This window comes from Pseudomonas sp., from assembly GCF_032058845.1.
Lineage (GTDB): Bacteria > Pseudomonadota > Gammaproteobacteria > Pseudomonadales > Pseudomonadaceae > Aquipseudomonas.
The window spans coordinates 14,354-36,743 of sequence record NZ_DAMCCR010000034.1 but is presented as its reverse complement, the minus strand read 5'-3'; the positions used below and the strand labels follow the sequence as shown (position 1 = coordinate 36,743).

Below are 22,390 nucleotides of genomic sequence, written 5' to 3'. Positions count from 1 at the left end.
CCGCCACCTGGGCGGGCTTGAGCGCGGCCACCTGGGCGGTGGTCAGGGCGGCGACCTGGGCCGTGGTCAGGGCAACGATGCCGGCGGTGGTGAGCGCGGCCAGGTCATTGGGCTCCAGAGCGGCCACTTGCGTGGTGGTCAGGGCTGCGACCTGGGTGGGCTTGAGCGCGGCGACCTGGGCGGTGGTCAAGGCCACGACCTGAGCGGTGGTGAGCGCCGCGGTTTGCGCGGTGGTCAGAGCTGCAATGCTGGTGGCGGGCAGGGCAGCGATGTCCGCCACTTCCAGGGCTGCGACCTGGGCGGTGGTCAGGGCGGCAACCTGAGTGGCCTTGAGGGCCGCGACCTGCGCGGTGGTCAGCGCCACGACTTGCGCGGTGGTGAGTGCCGCGACGTCGGCGTTTTCCAGTGCAGCGATCTGCGTGACCTTCAGCGCGGCGATTTGCGCGTTGGTCAGCGCAGCCACCTGGCCGGTGGTCAGGGCGACGATGCTGGCCGTGCTCAGCGCGGCGACATCGGCGGTTTCCATCGCGGCCATCTGAGTAGTGGTGAGTGCTGCGACCTGGGTGGTCTTCAGGGCAGCCACCTGCGCGGTGGTCAGGGCCACGACCTGGGCCGTGGTCAGGGCGGCGGTCTGCGCAGTGGTCAGGCTCGTCACCAGGGTGGCGGGCAGGGCGGCGATGTCGACCGTTTCGATGGCAGCCACTTGCGTGGTGGTCAGGGCGGCCACCTGGGTGGCTTTCAGCGCGGTGACCTGGGCGGTGGTCAGCGCAACGATCTGTGCAGTGGTCAGTGCCGGCAGTTGGGTCGTGGACAGCACGGCGATGTTGGGTTTGCTGATGACGGCGATCTGCGCGGTGGTCATCTGGGCGATCTGAGCGGTGCTCAGGGCCGCGACGTCCTGGGTTGCCAGCCCGGCGATCGTGGTCGTGCTCAAGGCAGCGACTTGCGCTGGAGTCAACGAAGAGATGTAGCTCATGAACGCATCCTATCTAGGTTTTAGTGCGCTGCCAGCGTTGTCGCCGTAGCCTTGGGCGGGTCAATCGGTAGCCCCCCAATCGTTTAGCGACACGGCCCTTCGAAACATTAAGAATCTTTTTTGATGGCGTTTTGCCGTTTGCAGCTTTTTGGTTATAAAAAGCAAGCTATCTATAGGCTGGGCTTTTAACGGCGGGGTCCGGTGCCGTGCCGCACAGGCTGCGTTGCAGACAGCGCCAAGCGCTGTCCGACGAGTGGTTGCCAGCTGTTCAGGCCGTGTTTCCAGTGCGCTTGACCGCTCTTGGCCACAGCACTAGTGTGCGCGAGATGCGGCGCGTGCCATGCGGCGTGCGTTGGCTTCTCATCCCCTGTTTCTGCGCTGCGAGTACCCGATTTGTGAAAACCTTTCTGCATGTAGGTTGCGGTCCCAAGAACAAGAGCGGCACGACCCAGGGCTTTGCCTCGGCGGATTGGCAGGAGCTGCGTTTCGACATCGACCAGAGCGTCAACCCGGATCTCGTCGGCACCATGACCGACATGTCCCAGGTGGCCGATGCTTCGGTGGATGCGCTGTTCTCCAGCCACAACATCGAGCACCTCTATCCGCATGAAGTGCCGGTGGCCCTGGCCGAGTTTCGCCGCGTACTGAAGCCGGGCGGCTTTGTCATCATCACCTGCCCGGACTTGCAGTCGGTGTGCGCGCTGGTCGCCGAAGACAAGCTCACCGACGAGGCCTACCGCTCGCCGGCCGGCCCCATCGCGCCGATCGACATCCTCTATGGTCACCGCCCGGCCATGGCCAACGGCAACCTGTACATGGCCCACCGCTGCGGCTTCACCAAACGCGTGTTGACGGGGTCGCTGCAGGCCGCAGGTTTCGACATGGTGCTGCCGATCCAGCGGGGATATCCGGCCTTCGACCTGTGGGCCGTGGCAGCCCTGGCGCCGGTTACCCATGAAGAAGTGGTGGCGATTGCCAAGCAGCATTTCCCGGAAGGCTGAGGGAAGCCGTGGTGGGTGTTGCCGCGCAACTGCAGCCCTAGGGCCGGTGCAGCCGGCCCAGCACACGAGACCTCACCCCCTGATGAAGCGCGACTGCAGCCATCCGGCCGGCATCACCGCCTTTCGCGGCTGACCGGAGCAGGACCGCTTCCTCTTGCCATCCGCTCAGCTCAGGTGCCCCAGTCACAGACTTCATTTAGCGTTTTGCAAATGCAGGTGTATCGTATTCGCCTTCGATCGCCAGCCATGCTGGCAGAATGACTCCGCGCTACGAGGTGCCCGCCGCAATGTCCTTTACCCGTCGACAGATTCTCATCGGCCTCAGTGGTCTGGCCGTCGTTGGCCTGGGCGCCGGGGGCACCGCGCGCTACTGGCTGGGCAAGGTCGAGGACGATAACGCCGGGCATGACTACGAACTGATCGCAGCGCCCCTGAATGTCGAACTGGTACCGGGCTACCAGACCGAGGCCTGGGCCTTCGGGCCTTCTGCGCCGGGCACCGAGTTGCGCGTACGCCAGGGCACCTGGCTGCGGGTCCGCTTCATCAACCACCTGCCGGTCGAGACCACCATCCATTGGCACGGCATCCGCCTGCCGCTGGAAATGGATGGGGTACCCTACGTGTCGCAACTGCCCGTCAAGCCGGGGGAGTATTTCGACTACAAGTTCCGCGTGCCCGATGCCGGCAGCTACTGGTATCACCCCCATGTCAGCAGTTCGGAAGAACTCGGGCGCGGCCTGGTCGGGCCCTTGATCGTCGAAGAGCGCGAGCCCACGGGCTTTGTGCATGAACGCACCCTCAGCCTGAAAACCTGGCACGTGGACGAACAGGGCGCCTTCATGCCTTTCAGCGTACCGCGCGAGGCCGCGCGCAACGGCACTGCAGGCCGGCTGATCACCATCAACGGCCATGCTGACGCCGTCACCGACCTGCCGGCCGGCCAGGTGGTGCGGGTGCGCCTGCTGAACCTGGACAACACCTGGACCTACCGCATCAATCTCAAGGGCAACTGCGAAGCGCGGATCTACGCGCTGGACGGCAACCCCATCACCCCACGGCCGCTGGAAGACGAGTACTGGCTCGGCCCGGGCATGCGCATCTGCCTGGCGATCCGCATCCCCGAGGCGGGGGAGGAAATCTCTCTGCGTGACGGCTTCGTGCGCCTAGGCACGCTGCGTTCGGTGGCCAGCAACGACGCCCCGGGCGACTGGCCCAAGCCTCTGCCGGCCAACCCTGTTGCCGAGCCGGACCTGGCCAACGCCGAGAAGCTCAACTTCAACTTCGAGTGGGCCGGCAAGGTCTCGGTGGATACCGACAACGGCCGTCCGCCAAGCCTCTGGCAGATCAACGGCCAGGCCTGGGACATCACCGACAAGACCTGCGCCGACCGCCCCATTGCCACGCTGCAGAAGGGCAAGAGCTACATTTTCGAACTGAAGAACATGACCCAGTACCAGCACCCGATCCACCTGCATGGCATGAGCTTCAAGGTCATCAACTCCAACCGTCACGACATCCGCGAGCCGTGGTTTACCGACACCTACCTGCTCGGCAAGAACGAGCGCGCACAGGTGGCGCTGGTGGCCGATAACCCCGGCACCTGGATGTTCCACTGCCACGTGATCGACCACATGGAAACCGGCCTGATGGCTGCGATCGCGGTGGTCTGATGCGCCCGCTCATCATCGATCGCAGCCGCGATCAAGACTTCATGCGCCTGGCCCTGAGCCTCGCCGCGCAAGGCGCCAAGCTGGGCGAAGTGCCGGTGGGCGCGGTGCTGGTGCAGCATGGCGAGGTGATCGGCCAGGGCTTCAATCGGCCGATTCTCGACAGCGACCCCAGCGCTCACGCCGAGATGGTCGCCATCCGCGCCGCCGCACAATCGGCCCGCAACTACCGGCTGCCGGGCAGCACCCTGTACGTCACCCTGGAGCCGTGCAGCATGTGCGCGGGGCTGATCGTGCATGCGCGAATCACCCGGGTGGTGTTCGGGGCGACTGAGCCCAAGGCAGGGGTGGTGCAGAGCCAGGGGCAGTTCTTCGACCAGATGTTCCTCAATCACCGGGTGCTGGTCGACGGTGGGGTACTGGGCGAAGAATGCGGGCAGGTGTTGAGTGCGTTTTTCAAGGCGCGTCGAGCCAGAGGCTAACGCGCCGTGTGCACTTCGGCCCGCCAGGTAAATTCAGTTGCAGCCACTGGGTCGGCTGCGCCGCCCATCGCGGCTGAAGCCGCTCCTACAGAGGGCGCGTCGGGCTGCCGAGATGTAGGTAAGCATGGTCGGTGTAGGAGCGGCTTCAGCCGCGATGGCCGGAGCGCCGGACCGACCACGCATACACGACGGCGTCTCAGCTGACCGCCCGCTCAGCGCTGGGCGGGCTGATCCGCCGGCTTGTCCTTGTTCACCCCAGGCTGGTGCAGGTTGCCGTCGGCCGGTTGGCCTTCGAGCTGCGGCTGGGTCACCCAGGTGAGGATGTCGTAGTAGCGGCGGATGTTGGCCACGAAATGCACCGGCTCGCCGCCACGGGCGTAACCGTAGCGGGTCTTGCTGTACCACTGCTTCTGCGCCAGGCGCGGCAGCATCTTCTTCACGTCCAGCCACTTGTTCGGGTTGAGGCCTTCGCGCTTGGCCAGGGTGCGGGCGTCTTCCAGGTGGCCGCTGCCGACGTTGTAGCCCGCCAGAGCGAACCAGGTGCGATCCGGCTCCTTGATGCTGTCGTCGAGCTGGTCCTTGACCAGCATGAAGTACTTGGCACCGCCCATGATGCTCTGGCGCGGGTCCAGGCGGTTGGACACACCCATGGCCTGGGCGGTGCGCTGGGTCAGCATCATCAGGCCGCGCACACCGGTCTTGGAGGTGACTTCAGGCTGCCACATCGATTCCTGGTAGCCGATGGCCGCGAGCAGGCGCCAGTCGACCTGCTCGGTCTTGGCGGTGGCCTTGAACTGTTTTTCATACTTGGGCAGGCGCTGCTGCAGGTGTTGGGCAAACGTGTAGGCGCCGACATAGCCGAGCACGTCCACATGCCCGTAATAACGGTCTTTCAAGCGCTGCAGCGTGCCGTTCTTCTGCGCTTCATCGAGAAAATCGTTGATCTTGTTGAGCAGGCTGACGTCTTCCCCAGCCGCCACGGCCCAGCGCTGATCGCGGGCGTCGCCCAGGTCGAAGGCCACGCGCACGTTGGAAAAGTACACCTGATTCATGGCCAGCTCGTTGGAATCGACCAGGGTCAGGTCGATCTGCCCTTCGTCGACCATGCGCAGCAGGTCAACCACCTCGACCGCGTCGGACTCTTCGTATTCCAATGCCGGGTACTGTTTCTTCAGCGCGGCCAGTTGCTCGGCGTGGCTGCTGCCCTTGAGCACCATGATCTTCTTGCCGACCAGGCCACTGGGCTGGGTGGGACGCGGTCGACCGTTGCGATAGATGACCTGGGGCGTGACGTCGAGGTAGGCATGGGAAAACTGCGCCTGGGTCTTGCGCTGCTCGCTGCTGACCAGGCCGGCCGCGGCCAGCACCGGGCCGGAGGGTTGGCCCAATTGACTGAACAGGTCATCGAGGTTGTCGGCGGTTTCGATCTTCAGCTCCACGCCCAGTTCATCGGCGAAGCGCTTGACCAGCTCGTATTCGAAGCCGGTTTCACCGTTGCGATCCTGGAAATAGGTGGCGGGGCTGTTGCGGGTGATGACGCGCAGCACGCCGTCTTCCTTGACGCGTTCGAGTGTGCTGGGTTTTTCAACACAGGCACCGAGCATCAGGAAGAGTCCGGTTGCGATGAGCCATCTGGCGCAACGCTGGCGCAAAGCAGTGTGGGCGAACATGGGGTGCAGTATACGCAAAGGGCCGGTTTCGCCATATCTCGACAACGATGATCTTGTCTGATAGCGAATGCCCAGCGCTGGGCCACAACCCATCCGTGCAGGCGGGGAAGCGCTTCCAGCTGCCCTTCAGCGCATCCGGGCAGCGCTTTCTGCCCTGTGGCGGGTGCCGAATTCGGCGGACTTAGGCTAGAATGCCCGGCCTCCAAGCACACCCCTTCTTGAGGCTGTCCCGACGATGTTGATCCTGCGCGGCGCTCCTGCCCTTTCTGCCTTTCGCCACGGTAAGTTACTCGAGCAACTGAGCCAGAAAGTCCCCGCTGTTTCCGGCCTGTATGCCGAATTCGCCCATTTTGCCGACGTTGACGGCGAGCTGAGTGCCGACCAGCAGCAGGTGTTGGGTCGCCTGCTCAGGTACGGGCCAAGCGTGGCCGTGCAGGAGCCCCAGGGCCGCCTGTTCCTGGTCGTGCCGCGGCTAGGCACCATCTCGCCGTGGGCCAGCAAGGCCAGCGACATTGCCCACAACTGCGGGCTGCAGAGCATCGCGCGCCTGGAGCGGGGCATCGCCTACTACGTGGCGGGTGAGCTGAGCGACGCTCAGGCGGCTGAGGTCGCCGCGGTGCTGCACGACCGCATGACCCAGCGCGTCCTGCCGCGTCTGGAAGACGCCGCCGACCTGTTCAGCCACGCCCAGCCACGGCCGATGACCTCGGTCGACGTGCTCGGCGGCGGCCGCGCGGCCCTGGCCCAGGCCAACATCGATCTGGGCCTGGTGCTCGCCGACGACGAGGTCGATTACCTGGTCGAGGCCTTCCAGGGCCTCAAGCGCAACCCCAACGACATCGAACTGATGATGTTCGCCCAGGCCAACTCCGAGCATTGCCGACACAAGATCTTCAATGCCACCTGGGACATCGACGGCCAGGCCCAGGAAAAAAGCCTGTTCGGCATGATCAAGAACACCTACCAGATGCACAGCGAAGGCGTGCTGTCGGCGTACAAGGACAACGCCTCGGTCATCGTCGGCAGCGTGGCCGGGCGCTTCTTCCCGAACCCGGATAGCCGCGAATACGGTGCCGTGCAGGAACCTGTGCACATCCTGATGAAGGTCGAAACGCACAACCACCCGACCGCCATCGCCCCGTTCTCCGGCGCCTCCACCGGCTCTGGCGGGGAAATTCGCGACGAGGGTGCCACCGGCCGTGGCGCCAAGCCCAAGGCCGGCCTGACCGGCTTCACCGTGTCCAACCTGCGCATCCCGGGCTTCGCCCAGCCGTGGGAACAGGCCTATGGCAAGCCGGAGCGCATCGTCGATGCCCTCGACATCATGATCCACGGCCCGCTGGGCGGCGCAGCGTTCAACAACGAATTCGGTCGTCCGGCCCTGACCGGCTATTTCCGTACCTTCGAGCAGTCCATCAATACCCCCCACGGCAGCGAAGTGCGCGGCTACCACAAGCCGATCATGCTCGCCGGTGGCATGGGCAACATCCGTGAAGACCACGTGCAGAAGGCCGAAATCACCGTTGGCGCCAAGCTGATTGTGCTCGGCGGCCCGGCCATGCTCATCGGCCTGGGTGGCGGCGCCGCCTCGTCGGTGGCCACCGGTGCCAGCTCGGCAGACCTGGACTTCGCCTCGGTGCAGCGGGAAAACCCGGAAATGGAACGCCGCTGCCAGGAGGTCATCGACCGTTGCTGGCAGCTGGGCGACGCCAACCCGATCGCCTTCATCCATGACGTCGGTGCCGGCGGCATCTCCAACGCCTTCCCGGAACTGGTCAACGATGGCGGCCGCGGTGGCCGTTTCGAACTGCGTAACGTGCCCAATGACGAGCCGGGCATGGCCCCGCACGAGATCTGGAGCAACGAGTCCCAGGAACGTTACGTGCTGGCCGTGAGCGCCGTCGATTTCGAGCGCTTCCAGGCCATCTGCGAACGCGAGCGCTGTCCGTTCGCCGTGGTCGGCGAGGCCACCGCAGAGCCGCACCTCACCGTCACCGACCGTCATTTCGACAATACCCCGGTGGACATGCCGCTCAACGTGCTGCTGGGCAAACCGCCGCGCATGCACCGTTCGGCAACCCGTGAAGCAGAACTTGGCGACGCCTTCGATCCGGCCACGCTGCAGCTCGAAGATTCGCTGCAACGCGTGTTGAAGCACCCGGCCGTGGCCAGCAAGAGCTTCCTGATCACCATTGGTGACCGCACCATCACCGGCCTCGTGGCCCGCGACCAGATGGTCGGCCCGTGGCAGGTGCCGGTGGCCGACTGTGCGGTCACCGCCACCAGTTTCGATGTCTACACCGGCGAAGCCATGGCCATGGGCGAGCGCACCCCGCTGGCCCTGCTCGACGCCCCGGCCTCGGGACGCATGGCCATCGGCGAAACCATTACCAACATGGCGGCTGCGCAGATCGGCAAGCTGGCCGACATCAAACTGTCGGCCAACTGGATGTCTGCCGCCGGCCACCCGGGTGAAGACGCCCGCCTGTACGACACCGTCAAGGCCGTCGGCATGGAGCTGTGCCCTGCACTGGGCATCACCATTCCGGTCGGCAAAGACTCGATGTCGATGAAGACCCAGTGGAACGAGGCAGGCGTCGACAAGAGCGTGACCTCGCCCATGTCGCTGATCATCACCGGCTTCGCCCCGGTCACCGACGTGCGCAAGACCCTCACCCCGCAACTGCGCATGGACAAGGGCGAAACCGACCTGATCCTGATCGACCTGGGCCGTGGGCAGAACCGCATGGGCGCCTCGATCCTGGCGCAGACCCATGGCCAGCTGGCCAGCATTGCCCCGGACGTGGACGACGCCGAAGACCTCAAGGCGTTCTTCGCCGTGATCCAGGGCCTCAACGCCGATGGCCACCTGCTGGCCTACCACGACCGTTCCGACGGCGGCCTGATGACCACCGCGCTGGAAATGGCCTTCGCCGGCCACTGCGGCCTGAACCTCGACCTCAAGACCCTTACCGGCACCCCTGAAAAAGCCTGCGCCATCCTCTTCAACGAAGAGCTCGGTGCGGTGATCCAGGTGCGCCGCGATTCCACGCCGGTGGTGCTGGCGCAGTTCAGCGCAGCGGGCCTGGGTGACGATTGCGTGGCGGTGGTCGGCCAGCCGATCAACAACAGCGAAGTACATGTGCGCCTCGGTGAAGCCACCTTGTACAGCGGTGATCGCCGCGAGCTGCAACGCCAGTGGGCCGAAACCAGCTACCAGATCCAGCGCCTGCGCGACAACGCCGACTGCGCTGACCAGGAGTTCGATGCCCTGCTGGTGGAAGACAACCCCGGCCTGTCGGTCAAGCTCGGTTTCGACGTCAACCACGACATTGCAGCGCCCTACATCAAGAAGGGTGTGCGTCCGCAAGTGGCGATCCTGCGTGAGCAGGGCGTCAACGGTCAGGTGGAAATGGCCGCGGCCTTTGACCGCGCAGGTTTCGCCGCAGTCGATGTGCACATGAGCGACATTCTCGCCGGCCGCGTCGACTTCGAAGCGTTCAAGGGCCTGGTCGCCTGCGGCGGCTTCTCCTACGGCGACGTGCTGGGCGCCGGCGAAGGCTGGGCCAAGTCGGCGCTGTTCAACAGCCGCGCCCGCGATGCCTTCCAGGCCTTCTTCGAGCGCAGCGACAGCTTCGCCCTGGGCGTGTGCAACGGTTGCCAGATGATGTCCAACCTGCACGAGCTGATCCCCGGCACCGAGTACTGGCCGCACTTCGTGCGCAACCGTTCGGAGCAGTTCGAGGCGCGCGTTGCGATGGTCGAGGTACAGAAATCCAATTCGATCTTCCTCGACGGCATGGCCGGTTCGCGCATGCCGATCGCCATCGCCCACGGTGAAGGGCATGCCGAGTTCAGCAGTGAAAACGCCATGCTCGAAGCCGACGCGTCGGGCTGCGTGGCCCTGCGCTTCGTCGACAACCACGGCAAGGTCACCGAAACCTACCCGGCCAACCCCAACGGTTCGCCACGGGGCATTACTGGCCTGACCAGCCGCGACGGCCGCGTGACCATCATGATGCCGCACCCCGAGCGCGTGTTCCGTGCGGTGCAGAACTCCTGGCGTCCGGACGAGTGGCAGGAAGATGCGGCCCTGATGCGCATGTTCCGCAACGCACGGGCGTGGGTGAACTGAGGCGTGTACAAACTGGCCTTCTTCGTGCCTGACAGCCATGTGGAAGCGGTCAAGGCCGCTGTGTTCGCCGCAGGCGGCGGACACATCGGCAATTACGACCACTGCGCCTGGCAGACCCTCGGCCAGGGCCAGTTTCGTCCACTGGACGGCAGCCAGCCGTTCAGCGGACGCAGGGGTGAGGTGGAGCGGCTGGAAGAATGGAAAGTCGAGCTGGTCGTGGCCGATGACGCGATCACGCAGGTGGTGGCGGCGCTAAAAGACCACCACCCCTATGAAACCCCCGCCTACGACGTCTGGCAGTTGCTCGACATCTGAAACGGTACTCAGCAGCCTCAGCCCTGTATCCAGGTCCGCGCCACGCCGCCCCACTCAATGCGGAGCGGTGTGGCGCGGCCTGTCGGGCAATCAGGCCGTGCCTATTTCACCGCCGTCATCGCGCTGGATCACCACCGTGGCCGAGCGGGGGCGCACCGACCGCCCTGCAGGTGTCGCGTCAGTGGCCCTGTCGGTACGAGGCCAGTTGGCCGGATGCTGGATGTTGACGAACAAGGTCTTGTTGTCGGGGGTGAAGGCGATCCCGGTTACCTCGCAACCCTTCGGCCCGACGAAGAAGCGCCGTAGCTCGTCCTGGTTGCTGGCGTTGATCGGCGCTGGCTTGCCGGCCGCATCCAGCAACCGCTGCGGCACCACGGCGAGCAGTTGGTCGTTGGTGTAGTCAGTCACGCTGCTCTCGCTGTTGTCCGTTTCAATCCACAACACGCCGCGGCTGTCGAAGCACAGCCCATCGGGGCTGGCGAACTGATTGTGCTCGGTCAGGCCTGAGCGGTTGATCTCGGCGCCCCCAGCGGCGTTGGCGCCGAAGACGAAGATGTCCCAGGTGAAGCTGCGCTGATCATCGCTGTCGTGCCAGCGCACGATATGGCCATGGCGGTTGGGCCCGCGCGGATTCGCGACGTTGACGCCGTCGGCGGTGCGCAGGGGGTTGTTGGTCAGGGTGACGTAGCCGTCACCGTTGAGCGGGTTGACGGCAGTCCACTCGGGACGGTCCATGGGGGTTGCGCCCAGTGCATCGGCAGCGCCACGGGTATTGAGAATCACGCCCGGCAGATCGCCGAAGCGTGCGCCGAGGGTGCTGCCGTCGGCAGTGGCACTGCTGGGGTCGAGCAGCAGCCACACGCCGCGTCCGTCTGCATCGAAACGTGCAACGTAGAGCTTGCCGTGGTCCAGGTACTTGGCTCCGGTGGCCAGGCGGTCGCGGGGGGTGGCATCGGCCGGGTCCCACAGCGCCTCGGAAACGAACTTGTACAGGTACTCGTTGTAGGAGTCATCGCCCATGTACCAGACCAGCGGCTTGCCCGCCTGGGCGATGCCGGGGCAACAGCCCTCGTGGCGCATGCGCCCGAGCGCAGTGCGCTTGGTGGCCAGGGTGCGGGCATCGTAGGGATCGATCTCGACGATGTAGCCGAAGGTGCTGGCCTCATTGCGGTAGTCCTCGCTGGCCTCACCGGCGCCTGGTGTGATGTCGAAGCGGGCGAATTCGTCGTCTGTTTCGCTGGGATCACCCGCTGCGCTTTCCCAGCGGTAATAGCCGTTGGCGGTCGACACCCCGAGCCGCGCCTGATCGGCGGGGAGGGTGGCCTTGTTGACGAAAATGCCGGGCCAGTTTTCCTCGCAGGTCAGGTAGGTGCCCCACGGGGTGTAGCCGTTGGCGCAGTTGTTGTTGGTGCCGCGGCAGTGCGTGGCCGCGGGCGAGTAACGGGTCTTGAGCTGCTCGCAGCCGCGCAGGGGGCCGGCGATGGCCATGCGCGAGGCGGTGGTGAAGCGGCGGTTGAGCGGGTGGTTGTCGACCACCTGCCAGCGGCCCTGGCGTTTGCTCAAGCGCACCACGCCGGCGCCGTGGGCGTTGATTTCCTTGCGAACCTCTTCGGCCGGGCGCTTGCCGTGGGCGTCAACGGTAGGCCCGGCGGGGTGCAGGGCAGCCGGGTCGATGTGCTCGAAGTTGATCGCCAGCAGGCCGTCTTCGGCGCTGCCGTCGATCGGGAAGAAATACATGCCGTCGTGGCCCATCCCCATGGCGTTGGCCTGGTCCACAGCGCTGTTGCTGCCGTCGGCTTGCCAGGGCCTGGCGCTGCGGTTCAGGGGGGTGCCCCAAGGGGCCAGTACGTAGGCGCTGTACCCGGCGGCCACGGTGCAACCATCGGTGCGCGAGCCAGGGATCGAGTCGAAGCCCAGGGTGACCGCAGACGGGCGAGCACTCGACGGCGGACCGCCGGGCGCGCAGCCTTGGCCGGCCGAGGGTGGTTCGCCAGCGAGGGCCGGCTCGGCACCGCCGAGGCCGACGCCGGCGATCATTGCGACTGCCGCGCCCAGGCTGCCACGCAGCATCGTTCGCCGGCTCAGGCGAGCCTCTATGACGTGGGCCATCGGCAGGTTGCCGCTGAGATTGCGATCCAGGTTGTCGCCGCTTTCTTGACTCATGAGGTGTCCTTACTGGTGTGATGAAACGGAAAACCGCAACCCTAGGTCGCGGTTATGAAGGTTTTGTGACGCCGAAATAAAGTGTCACCGACCAGTAGCGAACACCGGCGACCCCGAGAACGGGCCGCCGGTGGCTCAGGCTGTCAGCGGTTGTTCTTCTCCTGGATTGACGCTTTCCACTCACTGTCGCGGCTGTGCCCACTGGTGCGCAGCAGGCCCAGATCGAGGGCGTTCTCGCCTTCGGCCGCGCCTCTGCTCTTGCTGATTTCAGCCACCGCCGTGCCCATGTCGACCAACGAGTTGGAGGCATCGACGCTCACGTCGCGGCGGTAGTCCTGCCCGCGCAGGGTCTGCTGCGAGACACTGCCGCCGCCCAGCTCGACGCTGCCGCGCGGCGCCTGCAGGCGTGCGCCGATCAGTTGCGTATCGCCCGCGACCGTCAGGGCGATGCCCTGGCTGCCCTTGAGCCCGCTCTGCTGCGCCACGCTGTCGCTGGCGATGTGCGAAGCATCAATGCGCAAGGTCGGCGACAGGCCTGGGTCTACCTTGCTCAGCGCAGGGCCCACTTTTGCCTCGACCTTGCCGCCCGCCGGGCCGGCCACTGCGGTCGCGGCGTTGATGTAGCCCTGCGGGTTCTTCTCGTGGCTCAGGCGCGCATCGACCTTCACCTGCGTGGTGTCGACGTGGTCCAGGCGGCTGGCCACCTGCAGGTCGCCGTCGATCGCGCCGCTGATCTGCTCGGCCTCGACGCGCACGCCCTCGAAGCGCGCGTTGCCGGCGCTGTTCACACTGACCTGATCAGCGCGCAGTGCGCTGTCGTTCCAGGTCTGATTGTTGCGCTTGTCCAGCTCGACCGTGACCCGGCCATGCAGGCTGCGGGTGCCTTCAGCCGGTGTTGGCGCCTTGCTCAGGTTGAAACCGGCGCCACCGGTCAGCGCCAGGTTGTCGCGCAGTACCTGGTTGGCCGAGGCCTCGACCAGCAGACCGCCCTTGCTGGCGTCGAGCTTCAGGGTTTGCGCACTGGCCTGCAGGCCCTGCAGGTGAATCGCCTGGTCTTCGCGTGCCTGGCTGGCGATGCCGAGGGTGCCGGCGCTGTGCACGCTCGGGTCTTGGGCAGTGCGCGTGTCTTCATCGACCCTGGCCGAAGTCAGGTGGCCGCCAAGCCCGCCACCGCTGCTGGCACCTTGTGAGCCGGCCACTTCCATGCCGCCGCCCAGTGTGCTGCCTTTGGCCTGGCGGGTGTCGTAGGCGGCCACGTCCTTGAGCACGCCCGCGCTTTCCAGGTGGGCCTCGCTCACCGGTGCCTCGCGGCTGCCGATGCGCACCCCTTCGAGCAGCAGGTCGGCGCCGCTGCGCAAGGTCACCGGGCCTTGCGTATCGAGCTGGGCGACCTTGGCCGTGCTGTCCTTGGACTCGGCGGCGCTGTAGTCGCCATAGCCGCGAACATCCAGGCCGATCTTGCCAGGCCGGTTGCCGCCCTTGGTCCACAGGCTGGCGTCGAGCTCGCTGCCGGTCTGTTCATGGGTGTCGGCCGCCGCGCTGAGGGTCAGCGGGCCCTTGCTGTCGATCAGGATCGGGCCGCTGCCGCCGTCCATGCGTGTGCCTTCGTAGAGGCCATCGGCGCCCAGTTGCACCTGGATGCCGGCCTGCCCTTGCAGGCTGCCGACCTGGGCGGTGGTACGGCTGCTGGCGCTGCTGTCCTTCGCCACGGCCCCGGTGATTCGCGCGTTGAGGTCCTGGCCCGTGCTGGTGTCGACGCGCAGGCTGGTGTCGATCTTCAGTGAGTCCTCGGTGAGTGTGTGGCGGTCGTGCGCCGCGAGCATCTGGTGCTGCTCGGCGTCGATGCTCACCTTGCCGGCGCTGGAGCCATAGCGGGTGCCGACGTCGTTGACGGTGCGGGCCTTGATCTGGACGTCGCCGCTGTTGATTGCGCTGACCTGGGCGGTGCTCTGCGTCTCGACCTTGTGGCTATTCTGGTGCGCCAGGGTGAGGTCGGCGCCGACGCTTGGCGGCGCCATGGCGTCTTCGGTCGAAGCCTGCTGGAAGCGTGCGGCTTCCTCGCCTTGCACCAGGCGTTCGATCGGGCGCGTGAGGTCGCGGTACTCGAGGCTGGCGCCCAGGCTACCGCTCCAGTTGCGGGTCGTGGTGTCGGTGGTGTCGGTGTTGTCTGCGGCGCGGTTGTCGACCTGTTCGGCGACGACCTTGAACGTCTTGCCAGGCTCGATCGTGGCGGCCTCGTTGATCACTGTCTTGGCCTCGACCTTGATGTCGCCTGCCGCCTGCAGCTGACTGCGCTGCACCTGGCTCTGGGTGTGCTCGGTGGTGGTCTGGTCGCGCTTGCCGTTGAAGGCGCTGCCCACCCGGTCGATACCGCCAGTGACGTGCAAGCCGCCACCGCTGGTGGTGCGCGTGGTGGTGTCTTGCGTGTGGTTGCGGGTCACGCCCACTTCGACGGCCTTGGCCATCAGGGTCAGGTCGCCTTGCTCGGCGGTCACGTTCGAGCCCATGACCTTGAGGGTTTCGCCGCTGCGCAGGTCGACGCTGCCGCCCTTGAGTTCGCTGGCGCTCTGGCGGGTTTCCTGACGATGCTGCTCGACGCTCGCCACTTCATAGCCCACTCCGGCATCGAACTGCCGCGAGCCGGGTGTATCGCCCTCGGCCTCGCGGGTCTGTTCGGCATGGGCGTCGAGGCGGCGTTGCTGCTCAGTGCTGTCGAGGCTGTGCTGGCTGGCGGCACTGCTGATGCTGAGGTTGCCGGCGGCCTCGACGTCGAGTTTTTGCGCGGCGCTGATGCGCGCGCCCTCGATGGCCATTTCTCCCGCGCTGGCCAGACGCAGGTTGGTTGCGGAATGCACGTCGCTGGACAGCACCTGTTGCTCGCCGCGGGTCTGCTCGCTGCGGCTACCCAACAGGCCGAACACCTGGCTGTCGGCGCGCGTGCGCTTGCGCGTCTGGTCGCCGAACGCTGCACCGATCTCCAGCAGGCCGGACTGGCTGTAGAGCACCGCGTCCTCTGCGCTGCGCACTTCGCTGCCACGAATGGTGGCACGCTGCGCAGTGACCTTCATCGGCCCGGCGGACTTCACCGAACTGCCGACCACCTCGCCGCCGCGGTTTTCCTGGCCGTCGCGGTTGCCGAAAAAGGTGCCCGAGACCAGGTCGCCACGGTACTCGCGCTGGGTGCCATGGCCATTGAGCTGTTGGGCTGCGATTTCGACGTAGTGACCGTCGATCTGCAAGGCCCGTTGGCTGTCGACCTGGCTGGCGCTGATGCGGACGTCGCCGGTGGCGGCGAGCTGCACATCACCGCCTTTGAGGCGGCTCGGATCGACGGTTTCGCTGTAGGTGTCGCTGTCGCTGTCACCGCGCCAGAGGTGCTTGCGGTGGCGCACGCGGGTTTCTACCCGTTGGCTGTCGGCAGCGGCGCTGAGCTGCAGGTGGCCGCCGGCGTCGAGGCGCAACTGGTCGGCCGCCTCCACCTGGGCACCTTTGAGCGACAGGTCACCGCCCGCGTGCAGGCTGATGTCATCGCTGGCGCTGAGCATCACACCCTGGTGCGTGCGCTGGGTAGTGGTGGTGTCCTTGTGGTAGGTCTCGTAGGTGACGAACAGCGTTTTCTTGTTCCAGCTGTCGGTGTGCCGGGTGATCTTTTCCCGGGTCTTGCCGTCCAGGACAAGGGCTTGGCCGGCGTTCAGGTCAATGCTCCGGGCGCTGCCGGTGACTGCGCTCAGGTGCAGGTCGTGGGCGGCCTCCAGGGTCATGTTGCCGCGCTCGACCTGCAGGTGGCTCTTGCGCTGCTCGGTGCCTTCGAGGGTCAGCCCGCCCGCCGAGCGCACGGTCAGTTCTTCACCGGCTACCAGGCTCGAGGGTCCCATGCGCACCCCCGCGCCCTCGGCGGTGGAGATGATGCGGATGCGCCCGGCGCGCATGGCGCCGAACAGGCTGGCATCGATGCTGCCCAGCTCACCGGGCAGGTGTTCGAGCACCTCCAGCGACTGGCGGTCCAGGCGGTTGCGCCCAACCAGCACGTTGAGGTCGCCGGGGGTTTCCAAGGGGCCGTTGCTGGTGACCTTCGGCGCGATCAGGTCCAGCCCGCTGGTACTGCGGATACCGCCCTCGAGTACCTGCAACTGGCCGCTGGCCTCGAGCGTGTCCAGGCGCTTGAGCTGCTGGTCCTCGATCACCGGTGTACCGACCAGAAAGGTTGCACGCGTGGTGTTGATGAAGCTACCGCCGTTGACCGTAATGCCATTGGGGTTGGCCAGAATGTAGTCGGCCGGGCGACCGAAGATTTCCTGCGGGCCGCTGACCAGGGAGGCGTTGCGACTGACCACTTCATTGAGAATGGTGGAGGCCGCCTGGCCCTGGAACTGCGCATTGCCCGCCAAGGCACCGGCCAGTTGCGACTGGCCTGCGCTGAGCGCGTTGTTCAGCACCACCCCGGGCTGGCCGACGTTGTAGTCCAGAAACTGGTTGTGCGACAGGCCTTGGGCGTTGGGCGCCACGATGTCGATCACCGGTACGCCATGGCCGAGATCGATCAGCGGGGTGCCGGCCAGGCCGGTGGCCGCTTGCAGCGCGTCGTTGGCGAGACTGGCGCCCGGGCTGGCCAGGCACAGGAAGATCGTCCAGCGCAGGATGTCGGGGCGTCGGGCGGAGGGTTCACGGGCTTCATTCATGGTGATGCTCTCTTGTGGGGGAAATGGCAGGTCGGGGGCTACAGGGTCAGTCGCCACTCCATGATCCAGAAACCAGGTTCAAGGGCGTGGCGGGGGAGATCGCTGGCGTACAGGGCGCGCTGGTAGTCCAGGCTCAGCTGCTGGCTGTCGGGGAGTGTGAGTTGCAGGCCTGCACTGACGCCGATCAGGCGTTGTGCATCGACGTCTCGGTCGCGTGAGCTGCCGCGGGTGCGGTGGTGACGGGCCCAGCCGAGGTCCAGGCTCAGGCGCGGGCTTATCTGCAGGCCATGCCAGGTGGGCGACGAAAGGGTATGGCTGAGGGTGTTGCGCCAGGTCAGGCCGCTGGCGGCAGATACGCTGTGGGTGCGAAAGCCCCGTACCGCGTTGTCGCCGGTGAGACCAAGACGGTGAGCGGCCGGCACATTGTCCGGGCTGTACTGGGCGTTCAGCTCACTGCTCAGGCGCAGCGCAGGGCGCTTGGCCAACGTACTGCGGTGGGTGAGGCTGGCGTGGTAGCGGATGAAGTGCGGCGCCAGGGTTTTGCGCCGCGGGTCGTCGCTGACACTGCGGCCCAGGGCGATCCCGGCCGAGGCGGTCCACAGCCCCTGTTGCAGCCACAGACCGTGCAGGCCGGTGTCAAGGGTGAGCAGCTCGGGGCTCTGCAGGCCGATGCGCCAGCCATTGATGGCGCTGTCGATGCGGGTGTGGTTCACCTGCGTCGAGAGGCTGAGCATGCCGCGTTGTTCGCGCCACAGTACCCGCTCGATGCCCGCACCCAGAAACCGCGTGTTGCAGGTACTGACGACGCGCAGCCAGCGCGGGCCGGGTAACTCGGTGGTGCATTCGGCCTTGGCGGCGGTGCCGGAAAAGGTCCAGGGGCCGTAGGGCACGGTGTAAGAAGCGCTGAGCCCTCTGAACTCATCGCGGGCACCCAGTGCCAGCCTCTGCACGGACAGGCGCAGCTCATCATTGAGGCCCAGCGGGCTATCGAGACCCAGGGTGAGCATCAGGCGATGGCGGCCATGTTCGCTCAGCCCGCGATTGTCGACGGTGGTGTCCAGGTGCCAGCGCTTGCCCGGCTTTTCGTTATGCAGCCTGACCCGTGAACCGCCCTGCAGTTGGCCTGGCAACACCTGCACGGCGAACTCGAACGCGCGCAAACGGTTGAGCTGGTCCAGGCCTTGTTCCAGGTCCGGCAAGTACAGCGGCTCGCCGAGCAGGCCGGGAAACGCGCCGCTGAGCGAGACGGCCGGATTGGCCTGGTCCAGCTCGATGCGCTCGACGAAACCCTCGACGATCAGGATGTCCAGCGCCTCACCGTCTCGCGGCTGGCTGACCAGCAGCGGGCGGCTGGCGGGATAGCCGGCCGCCACATAGCGCTGGGTGATCGCGCGCAACAGCCGGTTGATGCCATCAGTGCCCAGGCAGGGTTTGAGCAACGGCTGCAAGGTGTCACGCAGGGTCTGGTCGCCGAGCCGTTTGTTGCCGCGCAGGCGCACCCCGCTGATGGCCCAGCAATGCGCCTCTTTCTGCACGGCCGGTGGCGGCACTGCGTCATCCGGCGCGGGCTGCTGGCGACCTTGCCAGCGTTGCAGACGCTGGCGCTCCTGCTCGGCCTCGAAGCGTTGGTGCTGCTCGCGCAGTTGGCGCGTGGCGAGGTCGTCGGCCACGGCGGGTGAGGTGAGGATCAGGCTGAGTAGCAGCAGGCGATGCCAGGAGCCGGTTCGGAGCGTGCACAGGTTGAACATCGGTCATTTCCGCAGATGCGTACGTATTCGTACTGTTTTTTGCGGAAATTCTAAGAACGAGCGTGTGCGTCTGGATGCCGTACCGTACTTACATGGACGTCAGGCGGGAGTGCAAAGCCTGTAGGCGTTTTCGCAGTGATCAGATCGAGACCGGGCGGTCACGGCCGGATTTCGATCATCGTGCCGTCTTTGACCAGGCTCCAGACCTCGCGCATGTCGGCGTTGCGCATGGCAATGCAGCCTTCGGTCCAGTCCAGCGTATGGAAGTACCATTCCGGGTACTGCTCATCGAGCGGGGTGCCGTGGATCATGATCATGCTGCCGGCGGCCACGCCTTCACGCCGGGCGCGGGCAGCATCGGAGACGTTGGGGTAGGAGATGTGCATGGCCAGGTTGTAGCGGCTGCTGTTCTTGCGCCAGTCGATCCAGTAGAAGCCTTCGGGGGTGCGCTTGTCGCCCTCACGTACCTTGGCGCCCTTGGGCTGCTTGCCCAGGGAGATCCGGTAGGTTTTCAGCGGCTCGCCGCGGCTGATCAACTGCAGCCGGCGCTCGGATTTGAGCACCAGGATCTTGTCCACGGGGGCGACCGGCAGGGCGTTGACAGGCGCCGGCGCGGTGACCGCAGCCACGGGTTTGCGCACGATGGTTTCGGTGAAGGCCGCCTGGGCCATCGACGCCAGGCACAGGCAGAACACAGCAAGCAAGCAACGCATGAAACGCTATTCCCGAGGAAGTGGGGTGGAGGAGGCGAGGTTCATCGGGGGCACGTACTCATGACCAATGGGGTAGCGCTGCTCGATGCGGTCGCGATAGTAGCATTCCAGGGTCTTTGCCACGGTACGGAACGCCAGGCGGTCCCAGGGAATTTCATGCTCCTCGAACAGCCGCACCTCGAGGCTTTCAGGGCCAATGGCGAAGTCCAGGTCGCTCAGCTCGGCGCGAAAGAACACATGTACCTGATTGATGTGCGGCAGGTCGAACAGCTGATACAGGTTGGCCTCGCCCACCCGCGCGCAGGCTTCCTCGTCGGTTTCTCGCCGCGCGGCCTGCTCCAGGGTTTCGCCGTTTTCCATGAACCCGGCTGGCAGGGTCCAGAAATCCCGACGCGGTTCGATGGCGCGCCGGCACAGCAGCACCTGGCTGCCCCAGCTGGCCAGCACGCCGGCGACCATGTTCGGGTTCTGGTAATGAATGGTCTGGCACGCGGGGCAGACGAAACGCAGGCGGCTGTCGCCTTCGGGAATGCGCTGGATGACCGGGTTACCACAGGCGCTGCAGAAGTTCATGCTGATGGCCGTTGCTTGAATGTCCCGCCATCTTGGCGTGCGCCTGGCAGGCTCGGCAAGCGGGCCTCGTCGGGACGTGCGTCGGCACTGTCCAGGGCTTTGGCCGCTAGTGGCTTTTGGTGCATCATGCTCGGCAGGCCACGGAATCGAGAATGCGTAAATGCTGGACGAGCTTGTTCGCCGGATGGGCAGCCACACCCCTGCATCGGTTGAGGCGGACCGCCGCTTCCCGGAAGCGGCGGTGCTGCTGCCCATTACCCGTGGCGATTCGCCTGAGCTGGTCCTGACCCTGCGCGCCAAGGGTCTCTCGACCCACGGCGGCGAGGTGGCCTTTCCGGGAGGCCGGCGCGACCCCGAGGACACCGACTTGGTGTACACCGCCCTGCGCGAAGCCGAGGAGGAAATCGGCCTGCCGCCAGGGCTGGTGGAAGTGCTCGGCCCGCTCAGCCCGCTGATTTCCCTGCATGGTTTGAAGGTGACGCCGTTTGTCGGGCTGATCCCCGATTACGTCGACTACCGCCCCAACGACGCCGAGATCGCTGCGGTGTTCAGTGTGCCGCTGGCGTTCTTTCGCCAGGACCCGCGTGAGCACACTCACCGCATCGACTATCAGGGGCGCAGCTGGTACGTGCCCAGCTACCGTTACGGCGACTACAAGATCTGGGGGCTGTCGGCGATCATGATCGTCGAACTGGTCAATCTGCTGTTTGATGCCGGCATCAGTTTGCACGAGCCGCCTGAACGGTTCATCGAACCCTAGGCGCTGTACGAAACGCCTTGAGCCTCGGTCGTGCCGCGTTGCCAACGGCCCGATCGTCGCTCGAAAACTTTCAGGCCGGGCCTGGGCTTTCCATAAAGAGACTGGCACCGCCAGCTGTTTCACCGTGAGGACTTCGCCATGAACTATCGCCTGGGCAACCTGCGCGTCGACGCCCACCCCACCAGCTGGACCGCGCCCACCGCCACGCTGATCGGCAAGGTTCGCCTGCAGGCCCGCGCCAGCGTATGGTTCGGCGCGGTGCTGCGCGGCGACAATGAGCTGATCGATATCGGCGAAGACAGCAACGTGCAGGATGGCGCGGTGATGCACACCGACATGGGCTCGCCGCTGACCCTGGGCAAGGGCGTGACCATCGGCCACAACGCCATGTTGCATGGCTGCAGCGTGGGCGATTACAGCCTGGTGGGCATCAATGCCGTGGTGCTCAATGGTGCGCGCATCGGCAAGCACTGCATCATCGGCGCCAATGCGCTGGTCCCCGAAGGTCGGGAGATTCCTGACGGCTCGCTGGTGGTCGGCTCGCCCGGCAAGGTGGTGCGTGAACTCAGCGAGGCGCAGAAGCAGTTGCTCGAAGCCAGCGCTGCCCACTACGTCAGCAATGCCCAGCGTTATGCAACCGATCTGGTGGCTGACGATGAGTGAGGCCAGGCCGCGCCCGGTGGCGTCGCCCTGCGTGAGCATCTGCGCACTGGATGAACAGGACATCTGCACCGGTTGCCAGCGCAGCGTGGCGGAGATCACCCGCTGGTCGCGGATGGACGACGATGAGCGGCGTGCGGTGCTGCTGGCGTGTCATCAGCGCGCGGTGGCCGCAGGCCTGATGCTCTAGCGCCTGCGCATACCAGGCGCTCGACTCCGCGCTCGGTCTCGATGAGCGGTCGCGCTGGCCGTTGTCGATCACCCGGGGCAGGCGGTGGCTGCCTTACCCAGGGAAATTTAGTACCCTGTGCGGCTTGTCCGAAGGTCTCCTTGCATGCTCTTTCTCATCGCTTACATCAGCAGCGTCGTGCTGATCAATTTCGCTTTTTCCAGCGCCCCGCACCTAGACGTGATCTGGTCGGCCTGGGGCGGGCTGGTGTTCATCCTGCGCGACATGGTCCAGACCCGCTACGGCCACGGCGCGCTGCTGGCGATGCTGATGGCACTGGTCTTGTCCTACGTGACCTCGGAGCCGGCCATTGCCCTGGCCAGCGCCACGGCCTTCTTCATTTCCGAGCTGATCGACTGGCTGGTGTTCACTGTCACCCGGCGCCCCCTGCGTGACCGGTTATGGCTGAGCTCGGCGCTGAGCATCCCGGTCGATACCCTGATCTTCTTCGGCATGATCGGCGCCTTGACGCCGGTTGTGATCGGCACGGCCATGGCCTCCAAGTTTGCTGGCGTCACCGTCGTCTGGCTGGCCATGAGCTGGCGCGCGCGGCGGCAGGCTGCCGCGCCGTGACCCAAGCCTGTATTCGCTTCGCTGATCGCCCCGGGCGATCGTCGTT

General features: G+C 65.8%; 16 protein-coding genes. 9 read left to right on the top strand and 7 right to left on the bottom strand.

Features of this window, described 5'->3' with window-relative positions; all coding sequences use genetic code 11:
* Window positions 1-976: hypothetical protein (locus RT028_RS09040; protein WP_312934373.1), on the bottom strand; the 976-nt coding region annotated here is incomplete at its 3' end.
* 395 nt (window positions 977-1,371) lie between these two features.
* On the opposite strand from RT028_RS09040, the gene RT028_RS09035 reads away from it, so the two are divergent.
* The 3 genes from RT028_RS09035 to tadA all read left to right on the top strand — a co-directional run bounded on the left by RT028_RS09035 (window position 1,372) and on the right by tadA (window position 4,126).
* Window positions 1,372-1,977: a class I SAM-dependent methyltransferase gene (locus tag RT028_RS09035; protein WP_312934372.1), complete on the top strand. Its 606-nt coding sequence runs from the start codon at window positions 1,372-1,374 to the stop codon at window positions 1,975-1,977.
* Window positions 1,978-2,264: 287 nt separating this feature from the next.
* Window positions 2,265-3,647 (top strand): multicopper oxidase family protein, encoded by a 1,383-nt coding sequence (locus RT028_RS09030; protein WP_312934371.1) that lies wholly within the window; start codon window positions 2,265-2,267, stop codon window positions 3,645-3,647.
* Window positions 3,647-4,126 (top strand): tRNA adenosine(34) deaminase TadA, encoded by a 480-nt coding sequence (tadA, locus tag RT028_RS09025; protein ID WP_312934370.1) that lies wholly within the window; start codon window positions 3,647-3,649, stop codon window positions 4,124-4,126. The genes RT028_RS09030 and tadA overlap by 1 nt, the downstream gene beginning before the upstream one ends.
* 212 nt (window positions 4,127-4,338) lie before the next feature.
* Here tadA and mltF read toward each other — a convergent pair whose 3' ends face one another.
* Window positions 4,339-5,796, bottom strand: coding sequence for a membrane-bound lytic murein transglycosylase MltF (gene mltF / locus RT028_RS09020; protein ID WP_312934369.1), 1,458 nt, complete (start codon window positions 5,794-5,796; stop codon window positions 4,339-4,341).
* 235 nt (window positions 5,797-6,031) lie between these two features.
* Between mltF and purL the strand changes: the two genes are divergently transcribed.
* Complete coding sequence (gene purL, locus RT028_RS09015) at window positions 6,032-9,931, top strand: phosphoribosylformylglycinamidine synthase (protein ID WP_312934368.1); 3,900 nt, start codon at window positions 6,032-6,034, stop codon at window positions 9,929-9,931.
* A 3-nt stretch (window positions 9,932-9,934) separates the two neighbouring features.
* Window positions 9,935-10,246, top strand: coding sequence for a YqfO family protein (locus RT028_RS09010; protein WP_312934367.1), 312 nt, complete (start codon window positions 9,935-9,937; stop codon window positions 10,244-10,246).
* A gap of 90 nt (window positions 10,247-10,336) precedes the next feature.
* Here the strand turns inward: RT028_RS09010 and RT028_RS09005 are convergent, their stop codons facing one another.
* From RT028_RS09005 to RT028_RS08985, 5 genes are all read right to left on the bottom strand, one after another.
* On the bottom strand, window positions 10,337-12,409 hold the full coding sequence (locus tag RT028_RS09005) for a PhoX family phosphatase (protein ID WP_312934366.1): 2,073 nt from the start codon (window positions 12,407-12,409) through the stop codon (window positions 10,337-10,339).
* Between the two features lie 143 nt (window positions 12,410-12,552).
* On the bottom strand, window positions 12,553-17,088 hold the full coding sequence (locus RT028_RS09000) for a hemagglutinin repeat-containing protein (RefSeq protein WP_312934365.1): 4,536 nt from the start codon (window positions 17,086-17,088) through the stop codon (window positions 12,553-12,555).
* 38 nt (window positions 17,089-17,126) lie between these two features.
* Window positions 17,127-18,836, bottom strand: coding sequence for a ShlB/FhaC/HecB family hemolysin secretion/activation protein (locus tag RT028_RS08995; protein ID WP_312934364.1), 1,710 nt, complete (start codon window positions 18,834-18,836; stop codon window positions 17,127-17,129).
* A gap of 158 nt (window positions 18,837-18,994) precedes the next feature.
* Window positions 18,995-19,549 (bottom strand): L,D-transpeptidase family protein, encoded by a 555-nt coding sequence (locus tag RT028_RS08990; protein ID WP_312934363.1) that lies wholly within the window; start codon window positions 19,547-19,549, stop codon window positions 18,995-18,997.
* Window positions 19,550-19,555: 6 nt separating this feature from the next.
* Window positions 19,556-20,122 (bottom strand): NUDIX hydrolase, encoded by a 567-nt coding sequence (locus RT028_RS08985; RefSeq protein WP_312934362.1) that lies wholly within the window; start codon window positions 20,120-20,122, stop codon window positions 19,556-19,558.
* Between the two features lie 160 nt (window positions 20,123-20,282).
* On the opposite strand from RT028_RS08985, the gene RT028_RS08980 reads away from it, so the two are divergent.
* The 4 genes from RT028_RS08980 to RT028_RS08965 all read left to right on the top strand — a co-directional run bounded on the left by RT028_RS08980 (window position 20,283) and on the right by RT028_RS08965 (window position 22,344).
* Window positions 20,283-20,882: a CoA pyrophosphatase gene (locus RT028_RS08980; protein ID WP_312934361.1), complete on the top strand. Its 600-nt coding sequence runs from the start codon at window positions 20,283-20,285 to the stop codon at window positions 20,880-20,882.
* A 138-nt stretch (window positions 20,883-21,020) separates the two neighbouring features.
* A complete protein-coding gene (locus tag RT028_RS08975; RefSeq protein ID WP_312934360.1) occupies window positions 21,021-21,545 on the top strand; it encodes a gamma carbonic anhydrase family protein in 525 nt (174 codons plus the stop codon).
* Complete coding sequence (locus tag RT028_RS08970; protein ID WP_312934359.1) at window positions 21,538-21,732, top strand: DUF1289 domain-containing protein; 195 nt, start codon at window positions 21,538-21,540, stop codon at window positions 21,730-21,732. The genes RT028_RS08975 and RT028_RS08970 overlap by 8 nt, the downstream gene beginning before the upstream one ends.
* 144 nt (window positions 21,733-21,876) lie before the next feature.
* On the top strand, window positions 21,877-22,344 hold the full coding sequence (locus tag RT028_RS08965) for a VUT family protein (RefSeq protein WP_312934358.1): 468 nt from the start codon (window positions 21,877-21,879) through the stop codon (window positions 22,342-22,344).
* Window positions 22,345-22,390 lie beyond the last annotated feature (46 nt).